At 71.0% G+C, this 18,668-nt stretch carries 18 protein-coding genes; 8 read left to right on the forward strand and 10 right to left on the reverse strand.

The annotated features are described in order from the left end of the window. The first annotated feature begins 26 nt into the window (after positions 1 to 26). Positions 27 to 1,304 (forward strand): ATP-dependent Clp protease ATP-binding subunit ClpX, encoded by a 1,278-nt coding sequence (gene clpX, locus M1L56_RS12820; protein WP_067947170.1) that lies wholly within the window; start codon positions 27 to 29, stop codon positions 1,302 to 1,304. Positions 1,305 to 1,340: 36 nt separating this feature from the next. Here the strand turns inward: clpX and M1L56_RS12825 are convergent, their stop codons facing one another. Further along, positions 1,341 to 1,625 (reverse strand): hypothetical protein, encoded by a 285-nt coding sequence (locus M1L56_RS12825; protein ID WP_248599525.1) that lies wholly within the window; start codon positions 1,623 to 1,625, stop codon positions 1,341 to 1,343. Between the two features lie 96 nt (positions 1,626 to 1,721). Continuing rightward, the gene (gene sepH, locus M1L56_RS12830; protein ID WP_248599526.1) at positions 1,722 to 2,831 is read right to left on the reverse strand and encodes a septation protein SepH; all 1,110 of its coding nucleotides are present in this window, start codon (positions 2,829 to 2,831) and stop codon (positions 1,722 to 1,724) included. 194 nt (positions 2,832 to 3,025) lie between these two features. Between sepH and M1L56_RS12835 the strand changes: the two genes are divergently transcribed. Continuing rightward, a complete protein-coding gene (locus tag M1L56_RS12835; RefSeq protein ID WP_067947173.1) occupies positions 3,026 to 3,319 on the forward strand; it encodes a DUF4193 domain-containing protein in 294 nt (97 codons plus the stop codon). On the opposite strand, the gene M1L56_RS12840 is transcribed toward M1L56_RS12835, so the two are convergent. Beyond that, complete coding sequence (locus M1L56_RS12840) at positions 3,316 to 3,780, reverse strand: DUF3093 domain-containing protein (RefSeq protein ID WP_067947175.1); 465 nt, start codon at positions 3,778 to 3,780, stop codon at positions 3,316 to 3,318. The genes M1L56_RS12835 and M1L56_RS12840 overlap by 4 nt on opposite strands. A gap of 38 nt (positions 3,781 to 3,818) precedes the next feature. On the opposite strand from M1L56_RS12840, the gene dut reads away from it, so the two are divergent. From dut to dxs, 5 genes are all read left to right on the forward strand, one after another. Next, positions 3,819 to 4,277, forward strand: coding sequence for a dUTP diphosphatase (dut, locus tag M1L56_RS12845; protein ID WP_067947177.1), 459 nt, complete (start codon positions 3,819 to 3,821; stop codon positions 4,275 to 4,277). Next, complete coding sequence (locus M1L56_RS12850) at positions 4,274 to 4,894, forward strand: DUF3710 domain-containing protein (protein WP_067947179.1); 621 nt, start codon at positions 4,274 to 4,276, stop codon at positions 4,892 to 4,894. Before dut ends, M1L56_RS12850 begins: the two co-directional genes overlap by 4 nt. Continuing rightward, the gene (locus tag M1L56_RS12855) at positions 4,891 to 5,673 is read left to right on the forward strand and encodes a DUF3159 domain-containing protein (protein ID WP_248599527.1); all 783 of its coding nucleotides are present in this window, start codon (positions 4,891 to 4,893) and stop codon (positions 5,671 to 5,673) included. The genes M1L56_RS12850 and M1L56_RS12855 overlap by 4 nt, the downstream gene beginning before the upstream one ends. Positions 5,674 to 5,829: 156 nt before the next feature. Then, on the forward strand, positions 5,830 to 8,640 hold the full coding sequence (gene acnA, locus M1L56_RS12860; protein ID WP_308198878.1) for an aconitate hydratase AcnA: 2,811 nt from the start codon (positions 5,830 to 5,832) through the stop codon (positions 8,638 to 8,640). Between the two features lie 131 nt (positions 8,641 to 8,771). Continuing rightward, the gene (dxs, locus tag M1L56_RS12865; RefSeq protein WP_248599528.1) at positions 8,772 to 10,715 is read left to right on the forward strand and encodes a 1-deoxy-D-xylulose-5-phosphate synthase; all 1,944 of its coding nucleotides are present in this window, start codon (positions 8,772 to 8,774) and stop codon (positions 10,713 to 10,715) included. Between the two features lie 15 nt (positions 10,716 to 10,730). On the opposite strand, the gene M1L56_RS12870 is transcribed toward dxs, so the two are convergent. From M1L56_RS12870 to M1L56_RS12890, 5 genes are all read right to left on the reverse strand, one after another. After that, complete coding sequence (locus tag M1L56_RS12870) at positions 10,731 to 11,261, reverse strand: dihydrofolate reductase family protein (protein ID WP_248599529.1); 531 nt, start codon at positions 11,259 to 11,261, stop codon at positions 10,731 to 10,733. Between the two features lie 66 nt (positions 11,262 to 11,327). Next, positions 11,328 to 13,466, reverse strand: coding sequence for a 3-hydroxyacyl-CoA dehydrogenase NAD-binding domain-containing protein (locus tag M1L56_RS12875; protein ID WP_248599530.1), 2,139 nt, complete (start codon positions 13,464 to 13,466; stop codon positions 11,328 to 11,330). An 8-nt stretch (positions 13,467 to 13,474) separates the two neighbouring features. After that, entirely contained in the window at positions 13,475 to 14,683 is a 1,209-nt protein-coding gene (locus M1L56_RS12880) for an acetyl-CoA C-acyltransferase (RefSeq protein WP_248599531.1), read from the reverse strand. 77 nt (positions 14,684 to 14,760) lie between these two features. Next, positions 14,761 to 15,957, reverse strand: a complete 1,197-nt coding sequence (locus M1L56_RS12885) for an HRDC domain-containing protein (RefSeq protein ID WP_248599532.1) — start codon at positions 15,955 to 15,957, stop codon at positions 14,761 to 14,763. Next, positions 15,950 to 16,537, reverse strand: a complete 588-nt coding sequence (locus tag M1L56_RS12890) for a DUF3000 domain-containing protein (protein ID WP_248599533.1) — start codon at positions 16,535 to 16,537, stop codon at positions 15,950 to 15,952. Before M1L56_RS12890 ends, M1L56_RS12885 begins: the two co-directional genes overlap by 8 nt. 93 nt (positions 16,538 to 16,630) lie before the next feature. Here M1L56_RS12890 and M1L56_RS12895 point away from each other — a divergent pair, with 93 nt between their 5' ends. Then, a complete protein-coding gene (locus tag M1L56_RS12895; RefSeq protein WP_248599534.1) occupies positions 16,631 to 17,812 on the forward strand; it encodes a S9 family peptidase in 1,182 nt (393 codons plus the stop codon). A gap of 37 nt (positions 17,813 to 17,849) precedes the next feature. Here M1L56_RS12895 and M1L56_RS12900 read toward each other — a convergent pair whose 3' ends face one another. Together M1L56_RS12900 and M1L56_RS12905 are read right to left on the reverse strand one after the other, a co-directional pair. Beyond that, entirely contained in the window at positions 17,850 to 18,290 is a 441-nt protein-coding gene (locus M1L56_RS12900; protein ID WP_067947195.1) for a SufE family protein, read from the reverse strand. A gap of 35 nt (positions 18,291 to 18,325) precedes the next feature. Then, a partial coding sequence (locus M1L56_RS12905) for a sulfurtransferase (RefSeq protein WP_248599535.1) occupies positions 18,326 to 18,668 on the reverse strand: 343 nt, incomplete at its 5' end.

An 18,668-nucleotide genomic window follows, 5' to 3' on the forward strand; every position in this document is an offset into this window, starting at 1 on the left:
GCAGACGCGTTTCGAGGGAGGAAACGATGGCACGGATCGGGGAGAGTGCTGACCTGCTGAAGTGCTCCTTCTGCGGAAAGAGCCAGAAGCAGGTGCAGCAGTTGATCGCCGGTCCCGGCGTGTACATCTGCGACGAATGCGTCGAGCTCTGCAACGAGATCATCGAGGAGCGGCTCGCCGAGGCGGGCGAGGCGGAGTCGGGCGAGTTCGAACTGCCCAAGCCGAAGGAGATCTTCGCCTTCCTCGAGGAGTACGTCATCGGCCAGGAGGCCGCGAAGCGCGCGCTCGCGGTGGCGGTGTACAACCACTACAAGCGCGTTCGGGCCAAGGCGGCGATCGCCTCCGCCGACCGGGCGCACGACGACGTCGAGATCGCGAAGTCCAACATCCTGCTCATCGGCCCGACCGGCTGTGGCAAGACGTACCTCGCGCAGACCCTGGCCAAGCAGCTGAACGTCCCCTTCGCGGTCGCGGATGCGACGGCGCTGACCGAGGCCGGCTACGTCGGCGAAGACGTCGAGAACATCCTCCTGAAGCTCATCCAGGCCGCGGACTACGACGTCAAGCGGGCCGAGACGGGCATCATCTACATCGACGAGGTCGACAAGATCGCGCGGAAGGCCGAGAACCCGTCCATCACGCGCGACGTGTCGGGCGAGGGCGTGCAGCAGGCGCTGCTGAAGATCCTCGAGGGCACCGTGGCATCCGTGCCACCGCAGGGCGGGCGCAAGCACCCGCACCAGGAGTTCATCCAGATCGACACGACGAACGTGCTGTTCATCGTCGCCGGCGCGTTCGCCGGACTCGAGGACATCATCTCGTCGCGGGCCGGCAAGCGCGGCATCGGCTTCGGCGCCCCGCTGCACTCCAAGCAGGATGAGGCCGAGCTGTTCAGCGAGGTGCTCCCGGAGGACCTGCACAAGTTCGGCCTGATCCCGGAGTTCATCGGCCGCCTCCCCGTGGTCGCCACGGTGACGCCGCTCGACCGCACGGCGCTCATGGAGATCCTCACCGAACCCAAGAACGCCCTCGTGCGCCAGTACCAGCGCATGTTCGAACTCGACGGGGTCCAGCTCGAGTTCGAGCACGCCGCGCTCGAGGCGATCGCCGACCTCGCCGTGCTCCGCCAGACCGGCGCCCGCGGACTCCGCGCGATCATGGAGGAGGTGCTGGGGCCCATCATGTTCGAGGTGCCCTCGACCACCGGGGTCGCGCGAGTGGTCGTCACGAAGGAGACGGTCATCGACAACGCCGCGCCGACGATCGTTCCCTCGAAGCCGCGCCGCGCCGAGAAGTCGGCCTAGCCTCGGCAGCCGGCGCGCCGCCACCGGCGGCCGCCGTCAGTCGAAGACGCGGAACACCCGCCAGTGGCGACCGTCGTGGCCGACGTCGAAGACGTGGGTCTCGCCGTCGTCGGCGCTCGCCTGGAACCGCCAGCCGGTGATCGCGAGCGGCGCGCGGCCGGGGGCGAGGTCGTGGCCGTCGAACGGGTGCCACCAGTCGGCCGGACCCACCAGGGGCGTGGGCGTGTCGCTCACCCGATACCGGCGTGCCCGCCACACCAGCCGCTCGGGCGCGCCCGATGGCCCCGTCCAGACCTCCGCCGGTTCGACCGTGCGTCGCATGGCGCCCTCCGCCGTCATTCGAAACTGTGTTCGAATCCTAGCAGCGTTCGGGCGCGACGGCACCGGTCGACCGAGGTCGACCGGTCGGCGTTCCGGTCAGGCCAGGTCGTCGTCCGTCCGGGCGCCGAAGACGATCTCATCCCAGCTGGGCATCGACGCGCGACCCTTCTTGGCGCGAGGAGCCGACGACGCCTTGCCGCCCCACAGGGCGCGCGCGGCCGCGCCCGCTCGACTCTCGTCGTCGTGCGAGGCGTCCGGCTCCGCCGGGGCCGCCTCGGGAGCGATCGGTGCCGGGGTCGAGGGCGGGTCGGGCTGCGCCGTGACCGTCGCGGTCGGAGCGAAGGGCGCCGGCTGCGGCATCCGCTCGGTCGCGCCGGAGAGGGACTCGCGTTCGCCGCGCCGGCGCCTAAGGGCCTCGAGCAGGTCCGCGGTCTCGCCGGTCGGGGGAGCGGGCTCGTCGGCGCGCTTGATCGCCGCCCTCGCGACCGCGCTGGAGGACCCCGCCGGCTGGCGCTGGACGGCGACCTCGGGCTGCGGCGCGGTGTCGTCGTCGGCGGTGTCCGACGATTCGAACGTGAACGCGCCGCTGTCGAACCGCGACGACTCGTCGTCGGCCGAAACCGCCCGCAGGCGCGGGATCATCCCGCCACGGACCTCACCGTGCTTGGACAGCGTCGCGGCGTCCGCGTTCTGCGGGTGCAGTGCCTGCTTCCGCGGCTCGAACGACCAGCGGGCGTCGTGGTCGATGCCGTCCGCGGTGAACTCGAGCTTCACCATCCAGCCGTGCTCCTCGTCCTTCCAGCTCGCCCAGCGCTCGCCGTGCGCACCGAGGCCGGCGAGGCGCTCGCGCACCATGCTGCCGAAGGATGCCGGCTCATCGGCCTCGGGCTCGCCGGGGACGTGGATCGGGACGGCCAGCGCGGAGGTCACCATGTGCTCGCGCTCGGCGATCACCGGACCCTCGAACCGGCGGATGTAGTCGACCGAGGCGCCGGTGAGTTCCGCGACCTCCTCGGCGGAGAGGCCCGAGCGGATGTGCGCCTGGACTTCGCGGGGCGACAGCTTCGGGCCCGTGTGGGCCTCGGGGATGGCCTGACGGATGCGCGACTGGAGCACCTCGTCGACCTCGATCCGGAATCGCGCCCCGTCTTCTGAGGCTGCGACGAGGGCGCCGTCTTCGACACCGATCACCTTCAGTTCCTGCATCGCGAGAAGCCTTTCCGTGCCTTCGTCTCCGCCCAAGGATGCCACGCCTCGGCCCGGCGCCCGGGAATACGGCGGGCGCGCCGCGAGTTGTGCCTGCAACCGGGGCGAACGCGACTCCGGGAGGGTTTGCCAACGGCATCGAATTGATGCAGACTATGGCGGCCGAACCCTCGGCACCGGAAAAAAGGATGGGAATGGCAACGGACTACGACGCGCCACGGAAGACCGAAGACGACTCCGAGTCGATCGAGGCCCTCAAGGAGCGCGTGCCCGACAAGATGTCGAGCGCCGTCGACGTCGAGGACGCCGACAACCCCGGCAGCTTCGACCTCGCGGGCGCCGACCTGTCCGACGTCGAGCTGGACGTGGTCGTGCTGCCGCCGCAGGCCGACGAGTTCACGTGCGTGAACTGCTTCCTGGTCAAGCACCGCTCGCAGATGGACCACGAGACCAAGCTCGGGCCGATCTGCCAGGAGTGCGCCGCCTAGGCCCGCTCCTCACCGACTCCTGGCCGCCGCGATCCGTTGATCGCGGCGGCCAGTTCGTTCGGGTGCCGCGTCGAGACGAGCCAGTACGGCGCCGGGTCCGCGGCATCCGTGATCGGCACCCGGACCACGTCGCGGATCCAACCGCGGATGACGAGGTGGGCGCGCGCGTCGAGGCCGGTGCCGCGTTCGACCCGGGCGTCCTCGCCGACCGCCGGGACCGCGGTGCCGACGTCCTCGATGGGGACGCGCGCACGACCGGCGCGGAACTCGCCGCCGGACACCTCGACCACCGGCGCCGTGAGGGTCAGCGACCCGGCGACCGCCGCGTACATCAGCAGGCCCGTCACCACGCCCGCGGGCACCGACACCGGCGCGAGCACGAGGATGCTCGAGGGGATGAGCAGGAGGCTGATGAGGTAGATCCAGGGCGTCGGCCACAGCCGTTCGCGGTACTCGGGCATGGATCTATCAGACCAGACTTCTGCACTACCCTCGAACGGTGACCGATTCCGTCGATGTGCTGATCACGGCCGACCGCGTCCCCGCCTACGCCCACCCGGGCGATGCGGGAGCCGACCTCCACGCCGCCGAGGCGGTGGTGCTCGAACCGGGGGAGCGCGCGACGGTCGGCACCGGAGTGGCGATCGCGCTGCCCGACGGCTACGTCGCGTTCGTGGTGCCCCGTTCGGGCCTGGCCTTCAAGCACGGCATCACGATCGTGAACGCGCCCGGGACCGTCGACGCCGGATACCGGGGCGAGATCAAGGTCGCACTGTTGAACACCGACGCCCGCGAGGCGTACCGCATCGAGCCGGGCGACCGCATCGCCCAGCTCGTCGTGATGCCCGTCAGCCGGGCGCGGTTCGTGGAGGTCGAGAAGCTGCCCGGCAGCCTCCGCGGCGAGGGGGGATTCGGGTCCACCGGATTCGGGGCGAACCAGTCAGGAGCACACGCGTGAGCGACATCGAGAACATCGACGACTTCCCGGTCGACCAGCCCAAGTCGGCCCCCGCCGATCGGGCCGCGAACGGCCCCCTCGACGAGTCGGAGGCCAATCCGGTCCGCCCGTACGTCGACCTCGGCGGCGTCAAGGTGCTGCCCCGCGAGGGCCTGCACCTCCGGCTCGAGGTCGAGGAGGGCAGCAAGCGCGTGGTCGCGGTCGGCCTCGACTACGCCAATTCGACCCTCCAGGTCCAGCCGTTCGCGGCACCGCGGTCGAGCGGGCTCTGGCATGAGATCCGCGACCAGATCGCCGAGCAGATCGCCCGGCAGGGCGGCACGACCACGGTCCGCGAGGGATCGTTCGGTCCCGAGCTCCTCGCGCAGATCCCGGTCACGACGGCCGACGGACAGGCCGGCCAGATGCGGCTCGCGCGCTTCATCGGCGTCGACGGCCCGCGTTGGTTCCTCCGCGGCGTGATCGCCGGCGAGGCGGCCACCGATCCGGCGGCGGCGGCGAAGGTCGAGGACCTCTTCCGCTCGATCGTCGTCGTCCGCGGCGACACGCCGATGCCCCCGCGCGACCTCATCCCGCTGCGCATGCCCGCGCCGTCGTCGGGCGGTCCCGGCGCGTGACCTCGCACGATCCGGACGCGAACCCGCCCGAGCGCGAGTCCGCTCCCGCGGCCGACGAGGGCGGTCCGGCGCCGGCCGCGCGCGAGGGTGCCCCGGCCGACGACCTCGCGCGTCAGTTCGCGGCCGCGGCCGAGCGATCAGGCCTGGGCCGGATCGCGCGCGACGAGACGCTGACCCCGGCCGACCTGATCGGCGCGCTCGGCGGCGTGCGCGGCCTCGCCGAGGCGATCCTGCCCGGCCTGGTCTTCCTCGTCACCTACACCTTCACGCGCGAGCTCGTGTGGGCGCTCGTGGCGTCGCTCGGCCTCGCCGTCGTCTTCACGGTCGCGCGGCTCGTGGCCCGGACGCAGCCCACGCAGGCCATCGCCGGCCTGATCGGCGTCGCGGCATCCGCTGCGCTGGCGCTCTGGACCGGGCGCGCCGAGGACAACTACGTCATCGGCTTCTACACGAACGCCGCCTACGCGGTGGCGATCCTGGTCTCGCTGCTCGTGCGCTGGCCGCTCGTGGGACTCGTGGTCGGCTTCCTCATGGGCGACGGCACGGCGTGGCGCCGGCGGCGGCGGACCTATCGCGCCATGCAGCTGCTGACCGTCGTGTGGCTCGGCATGTTCGTCGCGCGCCTCGTGGTGCAGGTCCCGTTCTACTTCGCCGGCAACGTCGAGGCGCTCGGCGCCACCCGGCTGCTCATGGGCGTGCCGCTGTACGCGCTGCTGCTCGTCTTCTCGTGGCTGGTCGTCCGGGCGGTGTACCCGGCGCGGACCGCGCCCGCGGAGTGATAGAGTTATCTCGACATCAAGATAATTTCCGGATGCCGGAGTGAGCCTGTCGGCAGGCGGGGCGCTGCACTAGCCTTGCTTGGGGCGGGGCAACGGATCATGACGAGCACCGCCATGCGCCGCCGCGCGGGCGGCATCCGCGAAGGAGAGGACACCGTGTCTGCAGTGAACAGTTTCGGGGCGAAGGACACGCTCCAGGTCGGCGACCAGGCGTACGAGATCTACCGGATCGACACGGTCCCCGGTCACGAGAAGCTCCCCTTCAGCCTGAAGGTCCTGCTCGAGAACCTGCTCCGCACCGAGGACGGCGCGAACGTCACCAAGGAGCAGATCCAGGCGCTGGGGTCCTGGGTCCCGACCGCCGAGCCCGACACCGAGATCCAGTTCACCCCGGCCCGCGTGGTGATGCAGGACTTCACCGGCGTGCCCTGCATCGTCGACCTCGCCACCATGCGCGAGGCCGTGGTCGCCCTCGGCGGCGACCCGAACAAGATCAACCCGCTCTCGCCGGCCGAGATGGTCATCGACCACTCGGTCATCGCCGACCTGTTCGGCACCGAGAACGCCCTCGAGCGCAACGTCGAGATCGAGTACGAGCGCAACGGCGAGCGGTACCAGTTCCTCCGCTGGGGCCAGACGGCCTTCGACGACTTCAAGGTCGTGCCGCCCGGTACCGGCATCGTGCACCAGGTCAACATCGAGCACCTCGCGAAGGTCATCTACCACCGCGACGTCGACGGCGTCACCCGCGCCTACCCCGACACCTGCGTCGGCACCGACTCGCACACCACCATGGTGAACGGCCTCGGCGTCCTCGGCTGGGGCGTCGGCGGCATCGAGGCCGAGGCGGCCATGCTGGGCCAGCCCGTGTCGATGCTCATCCCCAAGGTGGTCGGCTTCAAGCTCTCCGGTGAGATCCCCATGGGCGTGACCGCGACCGACGTCGTGCTCACGATCACCGACATGCTGCGCAAGCACGGCGTGGTCGGCAAGTTCGTCGAGTTCTACGGCTCCGGCGTGGCGTCCGTGCCGCTGGCCAACCGCGCGACCATCGGCAACATGAGCCCCGAGTTCGGCTCGACCGCGGCGATGTTCCCGATCGACGAGGTCACCGTCGACTACCTGCGCCTCACCGGCCGCAGCGACGAGCAGATCGCCCTCGTCGAGGCGTACGCGAAGGCGCAGAAGCTCTGGCACGACGCCGACACCGAGCCCGAGTTCTCGGAGTACCTCGAACTCGACCTGGCCACGGTCGTGCCGTCGATCGCCGGCCCGAAGCGTCCGCAGGACCGCATCGTCCTCTCGTCGGCGAAGGCGAAGTTCGAGGAGGACCTCACGAACTATGCCGACGTCGAGCACGACCTGGTCGACCTCGAGGTCGCCGAGTCCTTCCCCGCGTCCGACCCGCCGAGCAACACCCCGGAGGACGAGCACAACCATCACGTGCACACGCACCGTTCGCACGCGCCGAAGACGGCCTCCAAGCCGACCCCGGTGCAGACGCCGGATGGCGCGAGCTACACGCTCGACCACGGCGCCGTGACGATCGCGGCGATCACCTCGTGCACCAACACGTCCAACCCCTCGGTCATGCTCGCCGCGGGCCTGCTCGCGCGCAATGCGGTGCAGAAGGGCCTGAAGGCCAAGCCGTGGGTGAAGACCACGCTCGCGCCGGGCTCGAAGGTCGTCACCGAGTACTACGAGAAGGCCGGCCTCACCAAGGACCTCGAGGACCTCGGCTTCTACACGGTCGGCTATGGCTGCACCACCTGCATCGGCAACTCCGGCCCGCTGATCGAGGAGGTCTCGGCTGCGGTGCAGCAGAACGACCTCGCGGTCACTGCGGTGCTCTCGGGCAACCGCAACTTCGAGGGTCGCATCAACCCCGACGTGAAGATGAACTACCTCGCGAGCCCGCCGCTCGTCATCGCGTACTCGCTCGCCGGGTCGATGAACTTCGACTTCGAGACCGACCCGCTCGGGCAGGACTCGGACGGCAACGACGTCTACCTGAAGGACATCTGGCCCGACGCCGCCGAGGTCCAGAAGACGATCGACGAGTCGATCAACGAGGAGATGTTCACGCGCCAGTACGCGAGCGTCTTCGAGGGCGACGAGCGGTGGCGCAACCTGCCGACCCCGACCGGTGCGACCTTCGAGTGGGACTCGGAGTCGACCTACGTGCGCAAGCCCCCGTACTTCGAGGGCATGACGCTCGAGACCACGCCGGTCACCGACATCAGCGGCGCGCGCGTGCTCGCGAAGCTCGGCGACTCGGTCACCACCGACCACATCTCGCCGGCCGGCTCGATCAAGGCCGACAGCCCCGCCGGGCGCTACCTCACCGAGCACGGCGTCGACCGGAAGGACTTCAACTCGTACGGGTCGCGTCGCGGCAACCACGAGGTGATGATCCGCGGCACGTTCGCGAACATCCGCCTGAAGAACCAGCTCCTCGACGGCGTCGAGGGCGGCTACACGCGCGACTTCACCCAGCCCGGCGGCCCACAGTCGTTCATCTACGACGCGTCGATGAACTACCAGGCGCAGGGCACGCCGCTCGTGATCTTCGGCGGCAAGGAGTACGGATCGGGCTCGAGCCGCGACTGGGCGGCGAAGGGCACGAGCCTGCTCGGCGTGAAGGCGGTCATCACCGAGAGCTTCGAGCGCATCCACCGCTCCAACCTCATCGGCATGGGCGTCGTGCCGCTGCAGTTCCCGGCGGGGGAGTCGGCCGACTCCCTCGGCCTCGACGGCACCGAGGTCGTGACCATCACCGGGCTCGAGCAGCTGAACGAGGGCGTCACCCCGAAGACGGTCCACGTCGTCGCCGAGCCGAGCGAGCACTCCCCGGAGGGCAAGCAGACGGTGGAGTTCGACGCGATCGTCCGCATCGACACCCCGGGTGAGGCCGACTACTACCGCAACGGCGGCATCCTGCAGTACGTGCTGCGCAGCCTCGTCTGACGCGGCGATCCACGAGGGCGGCGAGCACGGCTCGCCGCCCTCGTTCTCTGCCCGGGCTCTCAGGTCGCCCGGCGTAGACTTCTACGAACCCCGCCGGGGCGGCGACGCCCACGTCTTCGGAGGCACGACGAATGAGGCTGCTCGACACGATCCGCGGTCCCCGCGACCTGGACGCCCTCTCCCACGACCAGCTGGAGGAACTCGCTCGCGAGATCCGCGAGGTGCTCGTCGCGAGCGTCTCGAAGACCGGCGGTCACCTCGGACCCAATCTCGGCGTGGTCGAGCTCACCATCGCCATCCATCGCGTGTTCGACTCGCCCCGCGACCCGATCATCTTCGACACGGGCCACCAGTCCTACGTGCACAAGCTGCTCACCGGCCGTCAGGACTTCAGCAGCCTCCGCCAGACCGGGGGGCTCGCCGGCTACCCGCAGCGCTCCGAGTCCGAGCACGACGTGGTCGAGAGCTCGCACGCGTCGAGCTCGCTGTCCTGGGCCGACGGCATCTCCAAGGCGTTCGAGATGACCGGCCAGGGCGACCGGCACGTGGTCGCCGTCGTGGGCGACGGCGCCCTGACCGGCGGCATGACGTGGGAGGCGCTGAACAACATCTCCGACGACAACACGCGCAACCTCGTCGTCGTCGTGAACGACAACGGCCGGTCCTACGCGCCGACCATCGGCGGCATGGCCCGCTTCCTCAACTCGGTGCGCACCAAGCAGTCGTACCGCACGCTGCACCTGCGCAGCCGCAGCGCGTTCGACAAGCTCGGCTCGCCCGGCCGCGCGTTCTACCGCGGCGTGCGCGGTGGACTCCACGGCTTCCTCAGCCGGTTCAGCGGCAACGAGGCGCTCTACTCGAACCTCGACATCAAGTACATCGGACCGATCGACGGCCACGACGAACGCGCGGTGGAGGAGGCGCTCCGGCAGGCGAAGTCGTACGGCGCCCCCGTGATCGTGCACACCATCACCGACAAGGGCCGCGGTTACGAGCCGGCGCGTCGCGACGTCGCCGACCAGTTCCACGCCGTCGGCCAGATCGACCCCGAGACGGGCGAGTCGATCGAGAAGGCGTCGGCGCCCTCGTGGACCGGCGTGTTCGCGGATGAGCTCGTGAGCCTCGCCGAGCGCGACGAGCGGCTCGTCGGCATCACCGCGGCGATGCTCCGTCCGACCGGACTCCACCGGATGGCTGAGCGCTTCCCCGCCCGCGTCTTCGATGTCGGCATCGCCGAGCAGCACGCGGCCACCTCGGCCGCCGGCCTCGCCTTCGGCGGCCTGCACCCGGTCGTCGCGGTCTACGCGACCTTCATCAACCGTGCCTTCGACCAGGTGCTGATGGATGTCGCCCTCCACAAGGCCGGCGTGACCTTCGTGCTCGACCGTGCCGGCGTGACCGGGCCCGACGGCCCCAGCCACCACGGCGTGTGGGACCTGTCGATCCTCCAGGTGGTCCCCGGGATCCGCATCGCCGCGCCCCGCGACTCCGTGCGCCTGGCCGAGGAACTCGGCGAGGCCGTGCGGGTCGACGACGGCCCGACGGTCCTGCGGTTCCCCAAGGGCACGGTCGGCACGGAGTACGAGGCCGTCCGCCGCACCGACGACGGCGTGGACGTACTGGTCGAGTCCGAGCGGCGCGACGTGCTCATCGTCACGGTCGGCCCGATGGCCGGGATCGGACTCGAGGTCGCGCAGCGGCTCGAGGCGCAGGGCATCGGGGCCACGGTCGTCGATCCTCGTTGGGTCGTGCCGGTTCCGCAGAGCGTCGTCGAGCTCGCCGCCGACTATCGGATCGTCGTGAGCATCGAGGACGGGATCCGGGTCGGCGGCATCGGCACCCGCATCCGTCAGGACCTGCGGGAGGCCGGCGTCGACACGGCCGTGACCGAGGTGGGCCTGCCCGACGAGTTCCTCGACCACGGCTCTCGGGGCGACATCCTGGAGCGCGTCGGCCTCACGCCGCAGCACATCGCCCGGGACGTCACGGCGATGGTGCTCGGCAGCAAGCTCCCGCACGCGCGCAACGCGGGCATCGAGCTCCCGAGCGACACCGCGCCCCAGCCCCGGGTGTGAACGGCGCGCTCCCGCTCACTCGATGCGGTAGACGTGCTCGACGGCGTCGCCGATCCGAGTGACGCCGGTCAGGCGCATCGGCGGGGTCACGGTGCCCACCGGAAGCAACGGTCGCCCGCTCCCGAGCGCGACCGGCATGTACCCGATGAGCAGCTCGTCGAGCCGGCCCGCCTCGAGGAACTGCGCGGCCACCGGACCGCCGCCGATCACCCACACGTTCCGGCCGGCGGCCGCCTCCACCGCGGCATCGGCGATCGCGTCGACCTCGCCGGCGGCGAATCGGATGTCGGCGCCGTCGGGCACCGGCAGGTCGCGATGGGTGAGCACCCAGGTGGGCAGGGCTCCGTACGGCCAGCCGCCGCCCTCTCGGAGCACCCACTCGTAGGTCGTCGCTCCGAGCACGAGCGCGCCGACGTCGGCGAAGAACCGGTCGTAGTGCTCCTGGAAGTCCTCCATGCCGAACTGCAGCAGCCACCCGAGGTCGTCGTGCTCATCGGCGATGAACCCGTCGATGGTGGAGGCGACGTAGTACTGGATCTTCGTCATCCGCCGAGCATACGAACGACCCCCGACAACCAGGTGCCGGGGGTCGTTCGGTCGATCAGGCGTGGATCAGGCGTCGACGCCGCGGATCGGCGGGTGGTGGAACGTGTCGCCGAAGACGCGCTCCGACGCTCCCACCCGGTCGAGGTACGGCGTGAGCCCGCCCATCTGGAACGGGAAACCCGCCCCGAGGATCATGCAGAGGTCGATGTCCTCCGCGGCGCTCACGACGCCGTCGTCGAGCATGAGCTTCGTCTCACGCGCCAGGCCGTCCTGCAGGCGGGTCAGGATCTCATCGGGCGACGAGGGGTTCGTGCCGCCGGAGACGATCTTCATCGCGCCCTTGTCGAAGCCCTTGACCTTGCCCTTGTCGTCCTTCTCGAGCAGCTTGCCGTAGTCGGCGAGCCGGTGCAGGTTCTCGGAACGGTAGAACCGGTCGGGGAACGCCGCGTGGTGGGTGTCGAGCACATGCGCGCCGACCTTGAGCCCGACGAGGTCGAGCAGGTGCGACGGAGCCATGGGCAGGCCGAGCGGGGCCATCGCCTCGTCGACGGTCTCGAAGGGCGTGCCCTCGTCGACCGCGCGCATCGCCTCGCCGAGGAGCACCGCCAGCAGGCGGTTCACGACGAAGCCCGGCGTGTCGGCGGTGATCACCGCGTTCTTCTTGAGCTTCGCCGCGGTCACCATCGCGGTCGAGAGCGTCGCGTCATCCGTGCTGCTCGTCTTCACGACCTCGATCAGCGGCATGACCGCGACAGGAGTGAAGAAGTGGAAGCCCACCACGCGCTCGGGGTGCTGGAGCTTCGCGCCGATCTGCTCCACGGAGAGCGACGAGGTGTTCGTCGCGAGGACCGCCTCGGGCGAGATGAACTGCTCGACCTCGGCGAACACCTGCTGCTTGATCTCGAGCTCCTCGAACACGGCCTCGATGACCCAGTCGCAGTCGGCGAACTCGGACTTGTCGGTCGTGCCGTGCACGAGCGCCTTCAGGCGGTTCGCCTCGTCGGGGGAGATGCGGCCCTTGTCGCGCAGGGTGTCGATCTCGCCGGTGATGTACGCCACGCCCTTGTCGACGCGCGCCTGGTCGAGGTCGGTGATCACGACCGGCACCTGGAGTCGCCGGACGAACAGCAGCGCGAACTGGCTGGCCATGTAGCCGGCGCCGAGGACGCCCACCTTGGTGACCGGCTTGGCGAGCGCCTTGTCGGGGGCGCCTGCCGGCTTCTTCGCGCGCTTCTGCACGAGGTTGAAGGCGTAGACGGATGCCTGCAGCTGGTCGCCGGCGATGAGGTCGGCGAGGACCTCGTCCTCGCGCTCGAAGCCCTCGGCCTTCGTGCCGGACTTCGCGGCCTTCAGCAGGTCGAGCGCCGCGTAGGGCGACTTGGGCACCGAGCCGATGCGGCTCTGCAGCATCTTGCGGGCGATGCCGATCGCGGCATCCCATTTGACCAGGCGCTCGACCTTGCCGGGCTCGTTCGGGCGCTTGACCTTCACGCGGCCGGAGACCACGCCGTCGGCCCAGCGGATGGAGTCCTCGAGGTAGTTCACCGACGGGAACAGGGCGTCGGCGATGCCGAGCTCCAGCACGTCGCCCGCCTTCAGCGTGCGGTTCTGCTTGAGCGGATTCTCGATGACGACCTTGAGCGCGTTCTCGATGCCGATCAGGTTCGGCAGCAGGTAGGCGCCGCCCCAGCCGGGGATGAGGCCGAGGAACACCTCGGGCAGCGCCACGGCCGGCGTGGACGCGTCGACGGTGCGGTAGTCGGCGTTCAGGGCGATCTCGAGGCCGCCGCCGAGCGCCAGTCCGTTGATGAAGGCGAACGACGGGACGCCCACCTCCGAGAGCTTGCCGAGGGCGTGGTGTCCGAGCTGCCCCATGCGGAGCGCGATCTCCCGGCTCGGGATCTCGGCGACCTTCGACAGGTCGGCGCCCGCGGCGAGGATGAACGGCTTGCCGGTCACCGCGACCGCGTGGATCTCGCCGGCCGCGGCCCGCTCGCGCAGCCCGTCGAGGGTCGCGGCGTACTCGAGCAGCGACTTGGGTCCGAGCGTGTTGGGACGGGTGTGGTCGCGGCCGTTGTCGAGCGTGACGAGCGTGAGCGTGCGCCCCTCGGAGATGGGGATGTCGCGCACGTACGAGTGCGTGACGACCTCGTCGTCGGACAGCGTCTCGAGCTCGGAGAAGTCGATCTTGGTGTAGTCGGTCATCATTCCCCTCAGGCCTTCTTCGCGGCCTTGCGCGAGTAGTTCGGGTTCTCCCAGATCATCGTGCCGCCCTGTCCGAGGCCCACGCACATGGTGGTGATGCCGTAGCGGACGTCGGGGCGCTCGGCGAACTGGCTGGCGAGCTGGTTCATCAGGCGCACGCCCGACGAGGCGAGGGGGTGACCCACCGCGATCGCTCCGCCCCACGGGTTCACGCGGGGGTCGTCGTCGTCGATGCCGTAGTGGTCGAGCAGCGAGAGCACCTGGACGGCGAACGCCTCGTTGACCTCGATGAGCCCGATGTCGTCCATCTTGAGCCCGGCCAGCCGCAGCGCCTTCTCGGTCGCCGGGACGGGGCCGATGCCCATGATCTCGGGGTCGACGCCCGCGAAGGCGTAGCTCACGAGCTTCATCTTGACGTTCATGCCGAATTCCTTCGCGGCGTCGGCGCTCGCGAGGAGTGCCGCGGTCGCGCCGTCGTTGAGGCCCGACGCGTTGCCGGCGGTGACCCGGCCGTGCGGACGGAACGGGGTCTTGAGCCCGGCGAGGCCCTCCATCGTGGTCTCCGGTCGCATGACCTCGTCGCGCGTCGCGAGCCCCCAGCCCTCGGCGGTGCGGATGGCGACGGGGACGAGGTCCTGCTGGATCTTGCCGGCCTCGTACGCCGCCGCGGTCTTCCGCTGGCTGCCCAGGGCGTAGCGGTCGGCGCGCTCCTTGGTCAGGTGCGGGAAGCGGTCGTGGATGCGCTCGGCGGTGGCACCCATGACGAGGGCGTCCTCCGAGACCATCCGCTCCGCGACGAAGCGGGGGTTGGGGTCGACGCCGCTGCCCATGGGGTGGTGGCCCATGTGCTCCACGCCGCCGCCGATGGCGAGGCGGTACTGGCCGTAGCCGATCGAGCCCGCGAGCATGGCGACGGACGTCATCGCGCCGGCGCACATGCGGTCGATCGCGAAGCCGGGCACCGACTTGGGCAGGCCCGCGAGGATGGCGGCCGTGCGGCCGATGGTCAGGCCCTGGTCGCCGGCCTGGGTCGTGGCGGCGATGGCCACGTCGTCGATCTGCTCCTTCGGGGCGCTCGGGTTGCGTTCCAGGAGTCCGACGATCGCCTTCACGACCAGATCGTCGGCTCGGGTGTTCCAGTACATGCCCTTTTCGCCGGCCTTGCCGAAGGGGGTTCGGACCCCGTCGACGAAGACGACATCAGCTCGTTCAGCCACGCTGCAGCTCCCTTTCGAATGAGGAATCACCCGATCCTAGGAACGCCGATCGGGCCGACGGAATCGGTTGGCGGTTCCTACGAAGCGTCGTGCGCGGCATCCTCGAGGGATTGTGCCGCCTTCACAAACGTGGCAGCGATTATCTGTGCGGTAGCGGCAACCTGCCACGGTCGTGCGCCGAGCGCCGCGAGCTCGCCGGCCACCGCGTCCGGGGTCGGCTCGGCGGGCGGATGCCACGCGAGCCGGCGCAGGTGGTCGGGCGTCAGGAGGTTCTCGACGGGCATGTCGTGCTGCTCGGCGATCTCGGTCACGGCGGCCTTCGCGAGGCGGAGCCGGGCGTCGGCTTCGGGGTTGCGGGCGGCCCAGGACCGAGGCGGCGGCGGGGCGTCGCTCGGAACGCGCGCGGCGGGCGGCGCGGCGGTCCGCGCCTCCTCGATCGCGGACCACCAGCGATCGATCTCTGACCGGCTCGCGCGGCCATTGAACGCCTTGAGGTCGGCGAGGGCCCGCTTGGACTCCGGCAGCGCCTTCGCGGCGGCGAGGATCGACGCGTCGGGCACGAGGCGGCCGGGCGCGGTGTCGGTCTCGGCGGCGAGGGCGTCGCGGGCGTGCCAGAGGGCGCGCGCGACAGCGAGATTCCGCGGCGAACGCAGCGAGTGGATGCCGCTCAGCCGGCGCCACGGCTCGGTGGCGGGCGGCTTCGCCTCGCGTCGGACCGTGGCGTCGAACTCCTGCCGGGCGATCTCCTCCTTGCCTGCGTCCACGAGCCGCTCCGCGAGCCGGTCGCGGACGTCGACGAGGAGCTCCACGTCGAGCGCGGCGTACCGCAACCACGACTGCGGGAGCGGGCGCGTCGACCAGTCGGCGGCCGAGTGCTCCTTCGCGAGGCGGATGTCGAGCAGTTCCTCGACCACCGAGGCGAGCCCCACCCGCGGCATCCCGAGCAGGCGCGCTGCGAGCTCGGTGTCGAAGATCGCGGCGGGGTCGAGCCCCACCTCGCGCAGGCAGGCGAGGTCCTGGCTCGCGGCGTGGAGCACCCACTCCTCGTCGCGGATCACCGACTGCAGCTCCTCGAAGCCGCCGATCGTCGTCGGGTCGAACAGGAAGGTGCCCGCGTCCCGCCGGAAGAGCTGGATGAGGTACGCGCGCTGCGAATAGCGGAACCCGCTGGCACGCTCGGCATCCACGGCCACCGGGCCCACGCCGCCCGCGATGCGCTCGACGGCCTCGCCGTACGCCTCGCGGGTCTCGATCACGCGGAACTCGTCAGCCACGGTTCCTCCTCCGTCGGGGAAGGGCCGTCACCCCCTCGGTTCGGGGAGGCAGCCCCGCCAGCATGCACAACAACTCACTCCACCCTTCCACATGCGGCGCGGCGTGCTCGTCGAGCGGCGTCCACGACGCGCGGAGCTCGAGCTGTGCGCCGTCGCCCTGGCGGGCGAGCTCGCCGTAGCCGGTGGACAGGATCTTCGTCACGGTCCCCGACGCCGCGACGTATCGGGCGCCGCGAGCATCGAGCGCGTCGACGAGCCACGACCACGCGACATCCGCCAGGAACGGATCGACGCCGATGTCGGTCTCGAGCGGGGCCTGCGTGAAGCACACCACCCGGAACCGGCCGCCCCACGACTCCGGCTCGGACGGGTCGTACAGCAGCACGAACCGGCCCGTGCCGAGGTCGGAGTCCTCGCCGTGCGGACCGGGGGAGACGTCGGCGGCCACGGCGACGGCCCAGGGCGCCAGCGACGAGGGCGCGTCGATCTCCGACACGCGCAGTTCAGGGCGCGGTGCCGCAGCACGCAGCGATTCGAGCGCCGCGGCGAACTCCGGGGGTGGCAACGCCGAGTCGGACACGTGTGCAGACTAGAGTCTGCGACAGGGGGCACGTCGGCGGCACGCCGCGACCGCCCCGGGAGGATCGACCACGCGGCGCGGAACGGGGGAGCGATGTCACGGGTGGATCGAGCGATCGGTCCGGTCACCGCCGTGCTCGGCGGCGTGGCACTCGTCGGCGCGGCCTTCATGGCCGCCGTGACGGCCACCGCGGTCGTGTTCGCCCGCCGGGTCGTCAGCCCCGAACCGCCCCGTGAGGACGACCAGCGCCTCGAGCGCGTCGACCTCGCGGCCGGCGAGGTGGTCCTCACGGCCTCCGACGACGCTCGCATGCGCGGCCGGTACGGCCTCTGGTTCGAGCACGACTCCGGCTACGCCCGCCTCGGCGACGTCATCGACGACGACGGCCACCGCGTGCGCCGCGCCATCGAGTCGGTCGACTTCGGCCGGCTCGACCGCGCCGGTCGGGGGCGCATCAGCGGGTGGTTCCACCTCGGCCCGTGGGAGGTCGCGCAGCGCTACGAGAACGTGGTCGTCGACACCCCGCTCGGTCCCGCACCCGCGTGGTTCGTGCCCGCGACGGATGCCGCCGGCGGGGTCTCCGCGGACTGGGTGATCCAGGTGCACGGCCGCGGCGCGAAGCGGCACGAGGGCCTCCGCGCCGTCCAGCCCGCGCGCGAGGCCGGATGGTCGACGCTGCTCATCTCGTACCGCAACGACGGCGAGGCGCCCGAGAGCGAGGACCGCCGATACGGGCTCGGCGGCACCGAGTGGGAGGACGTGGTCGCCGCCGTGCGATTCGCTGTCCGCCGCGGTGCCCGGCGCATCGTCCTCATGGGCTGGTCGATGGGCGGATCGATCTCGCTGCAGACCGTGTTCCGCTCCGCCGAGGTCCGGGAGCACCTCGTCGGACTCGTCCTCGAGTCGCCCGCGGTCGACTGGGCCGACATCCTCCGCTTCCAGGCGCGGGCCCTGGGCCTGCCCGCCGAGCTCGGCGGGGTCGTGGCCCGGGTGTTGAGCGCCCCCGTCGGCGGCACGCTCACGGGCCTCGCGGCCCCCATCGATCTCGAGGCGCTCGACGCCGTCGCCCGCGCCGACGAACTCGACGTGCCCGTGCTCCTCATGCACAGCGAGGACGACGGGTTCGTGCCCATCGAGGGCTCACGCCGGCTCGCGGCCGTCCGGGCCGACCTCGTCCGGTTCGAGGTGTTCGAGGGCGCGCGGCACACCAAGCTCTGGAACCACGCGCCCGAGCGGTGGACCGGACTCGTCCGCGACTGGCTCGAGGAGCGGTGAGCCGCAGCCGCGGCGCCGCGGCCCGCCGACGCGCGGCTCAGGCGGCCAGGCGCTCCTGCAGTTGGCGCTTCGCCCGCGCGAGCATGCCCGACATGCCGCGAACGCGGAGCGGCGAGACCGCCTCGCCGAGCCCCAGGGACTGCGGGTAGTCGGCCGGGATCGCGAAGACCTGCTCGGGGGTGAGCCCGTCGAGGCCCTGCGCGAGGATCGACGCGAACCCGCGCGTGGTCGGCGCCTCGGCCGGTGCCGTGGCGTGCATGTGCACCAGACCCGCCTCGTCGACCTCGACGAAGATGAACACCGGCGACTGGCACTCCTCGACGCGCTCGAGCAGGTCGGGGTGGTCGCGGTAGCGCTCCGGCAGCTCCGGAAGCTCGTTCGAGAAGTCGAGCAGGAGCGTCAGCCGGTCCTTCACCCCGAGCGCGAGGAAGTCCTCGCGCGTCTCGGCGAGCGCAGCGGGCAGGGTCGTGGCATCCATCGACGACATTCTCGCACCCGGGGATGGGCGCGGGCTCAGCGCCCCGGCACCTCGCCCCGCTCGGTGCCGGTCACGATCGGCACCCGGACGGCGCTGCCCCACTCGGTCCACGAGCCGTCGTAGTTGCGCACCTTGTCGAAGCCGAGCAGGTGCGTGAGCACGAACCACGTGTGGCTCGAGCGCTCGCCGATGCGGCAGTACGCGATGACCTCGTCGCCCTCCTGCAGGCCGACCTCGTCGCGGTAGATCGCGTCGAGCTCCGCACGGCTGCGGAAGGTGCCGTCCTCAGCCGCGGCGCGCGCCCACGGCACCGATGCCGCGGTCGGGATGTGGCCGGCGCGCAGCGCCCCCTCCTCGGGGTAGGCGGGTGCGGTCGTG

Source organism: Agromyces sp. C10 (genome assembly GCF_023217995.1).
GTDB lineage: Bacteria > Actinomycetota > Actinomycetes > Actinomycetales > Microbacteriaceae > Agromyces > Agromyces indicus.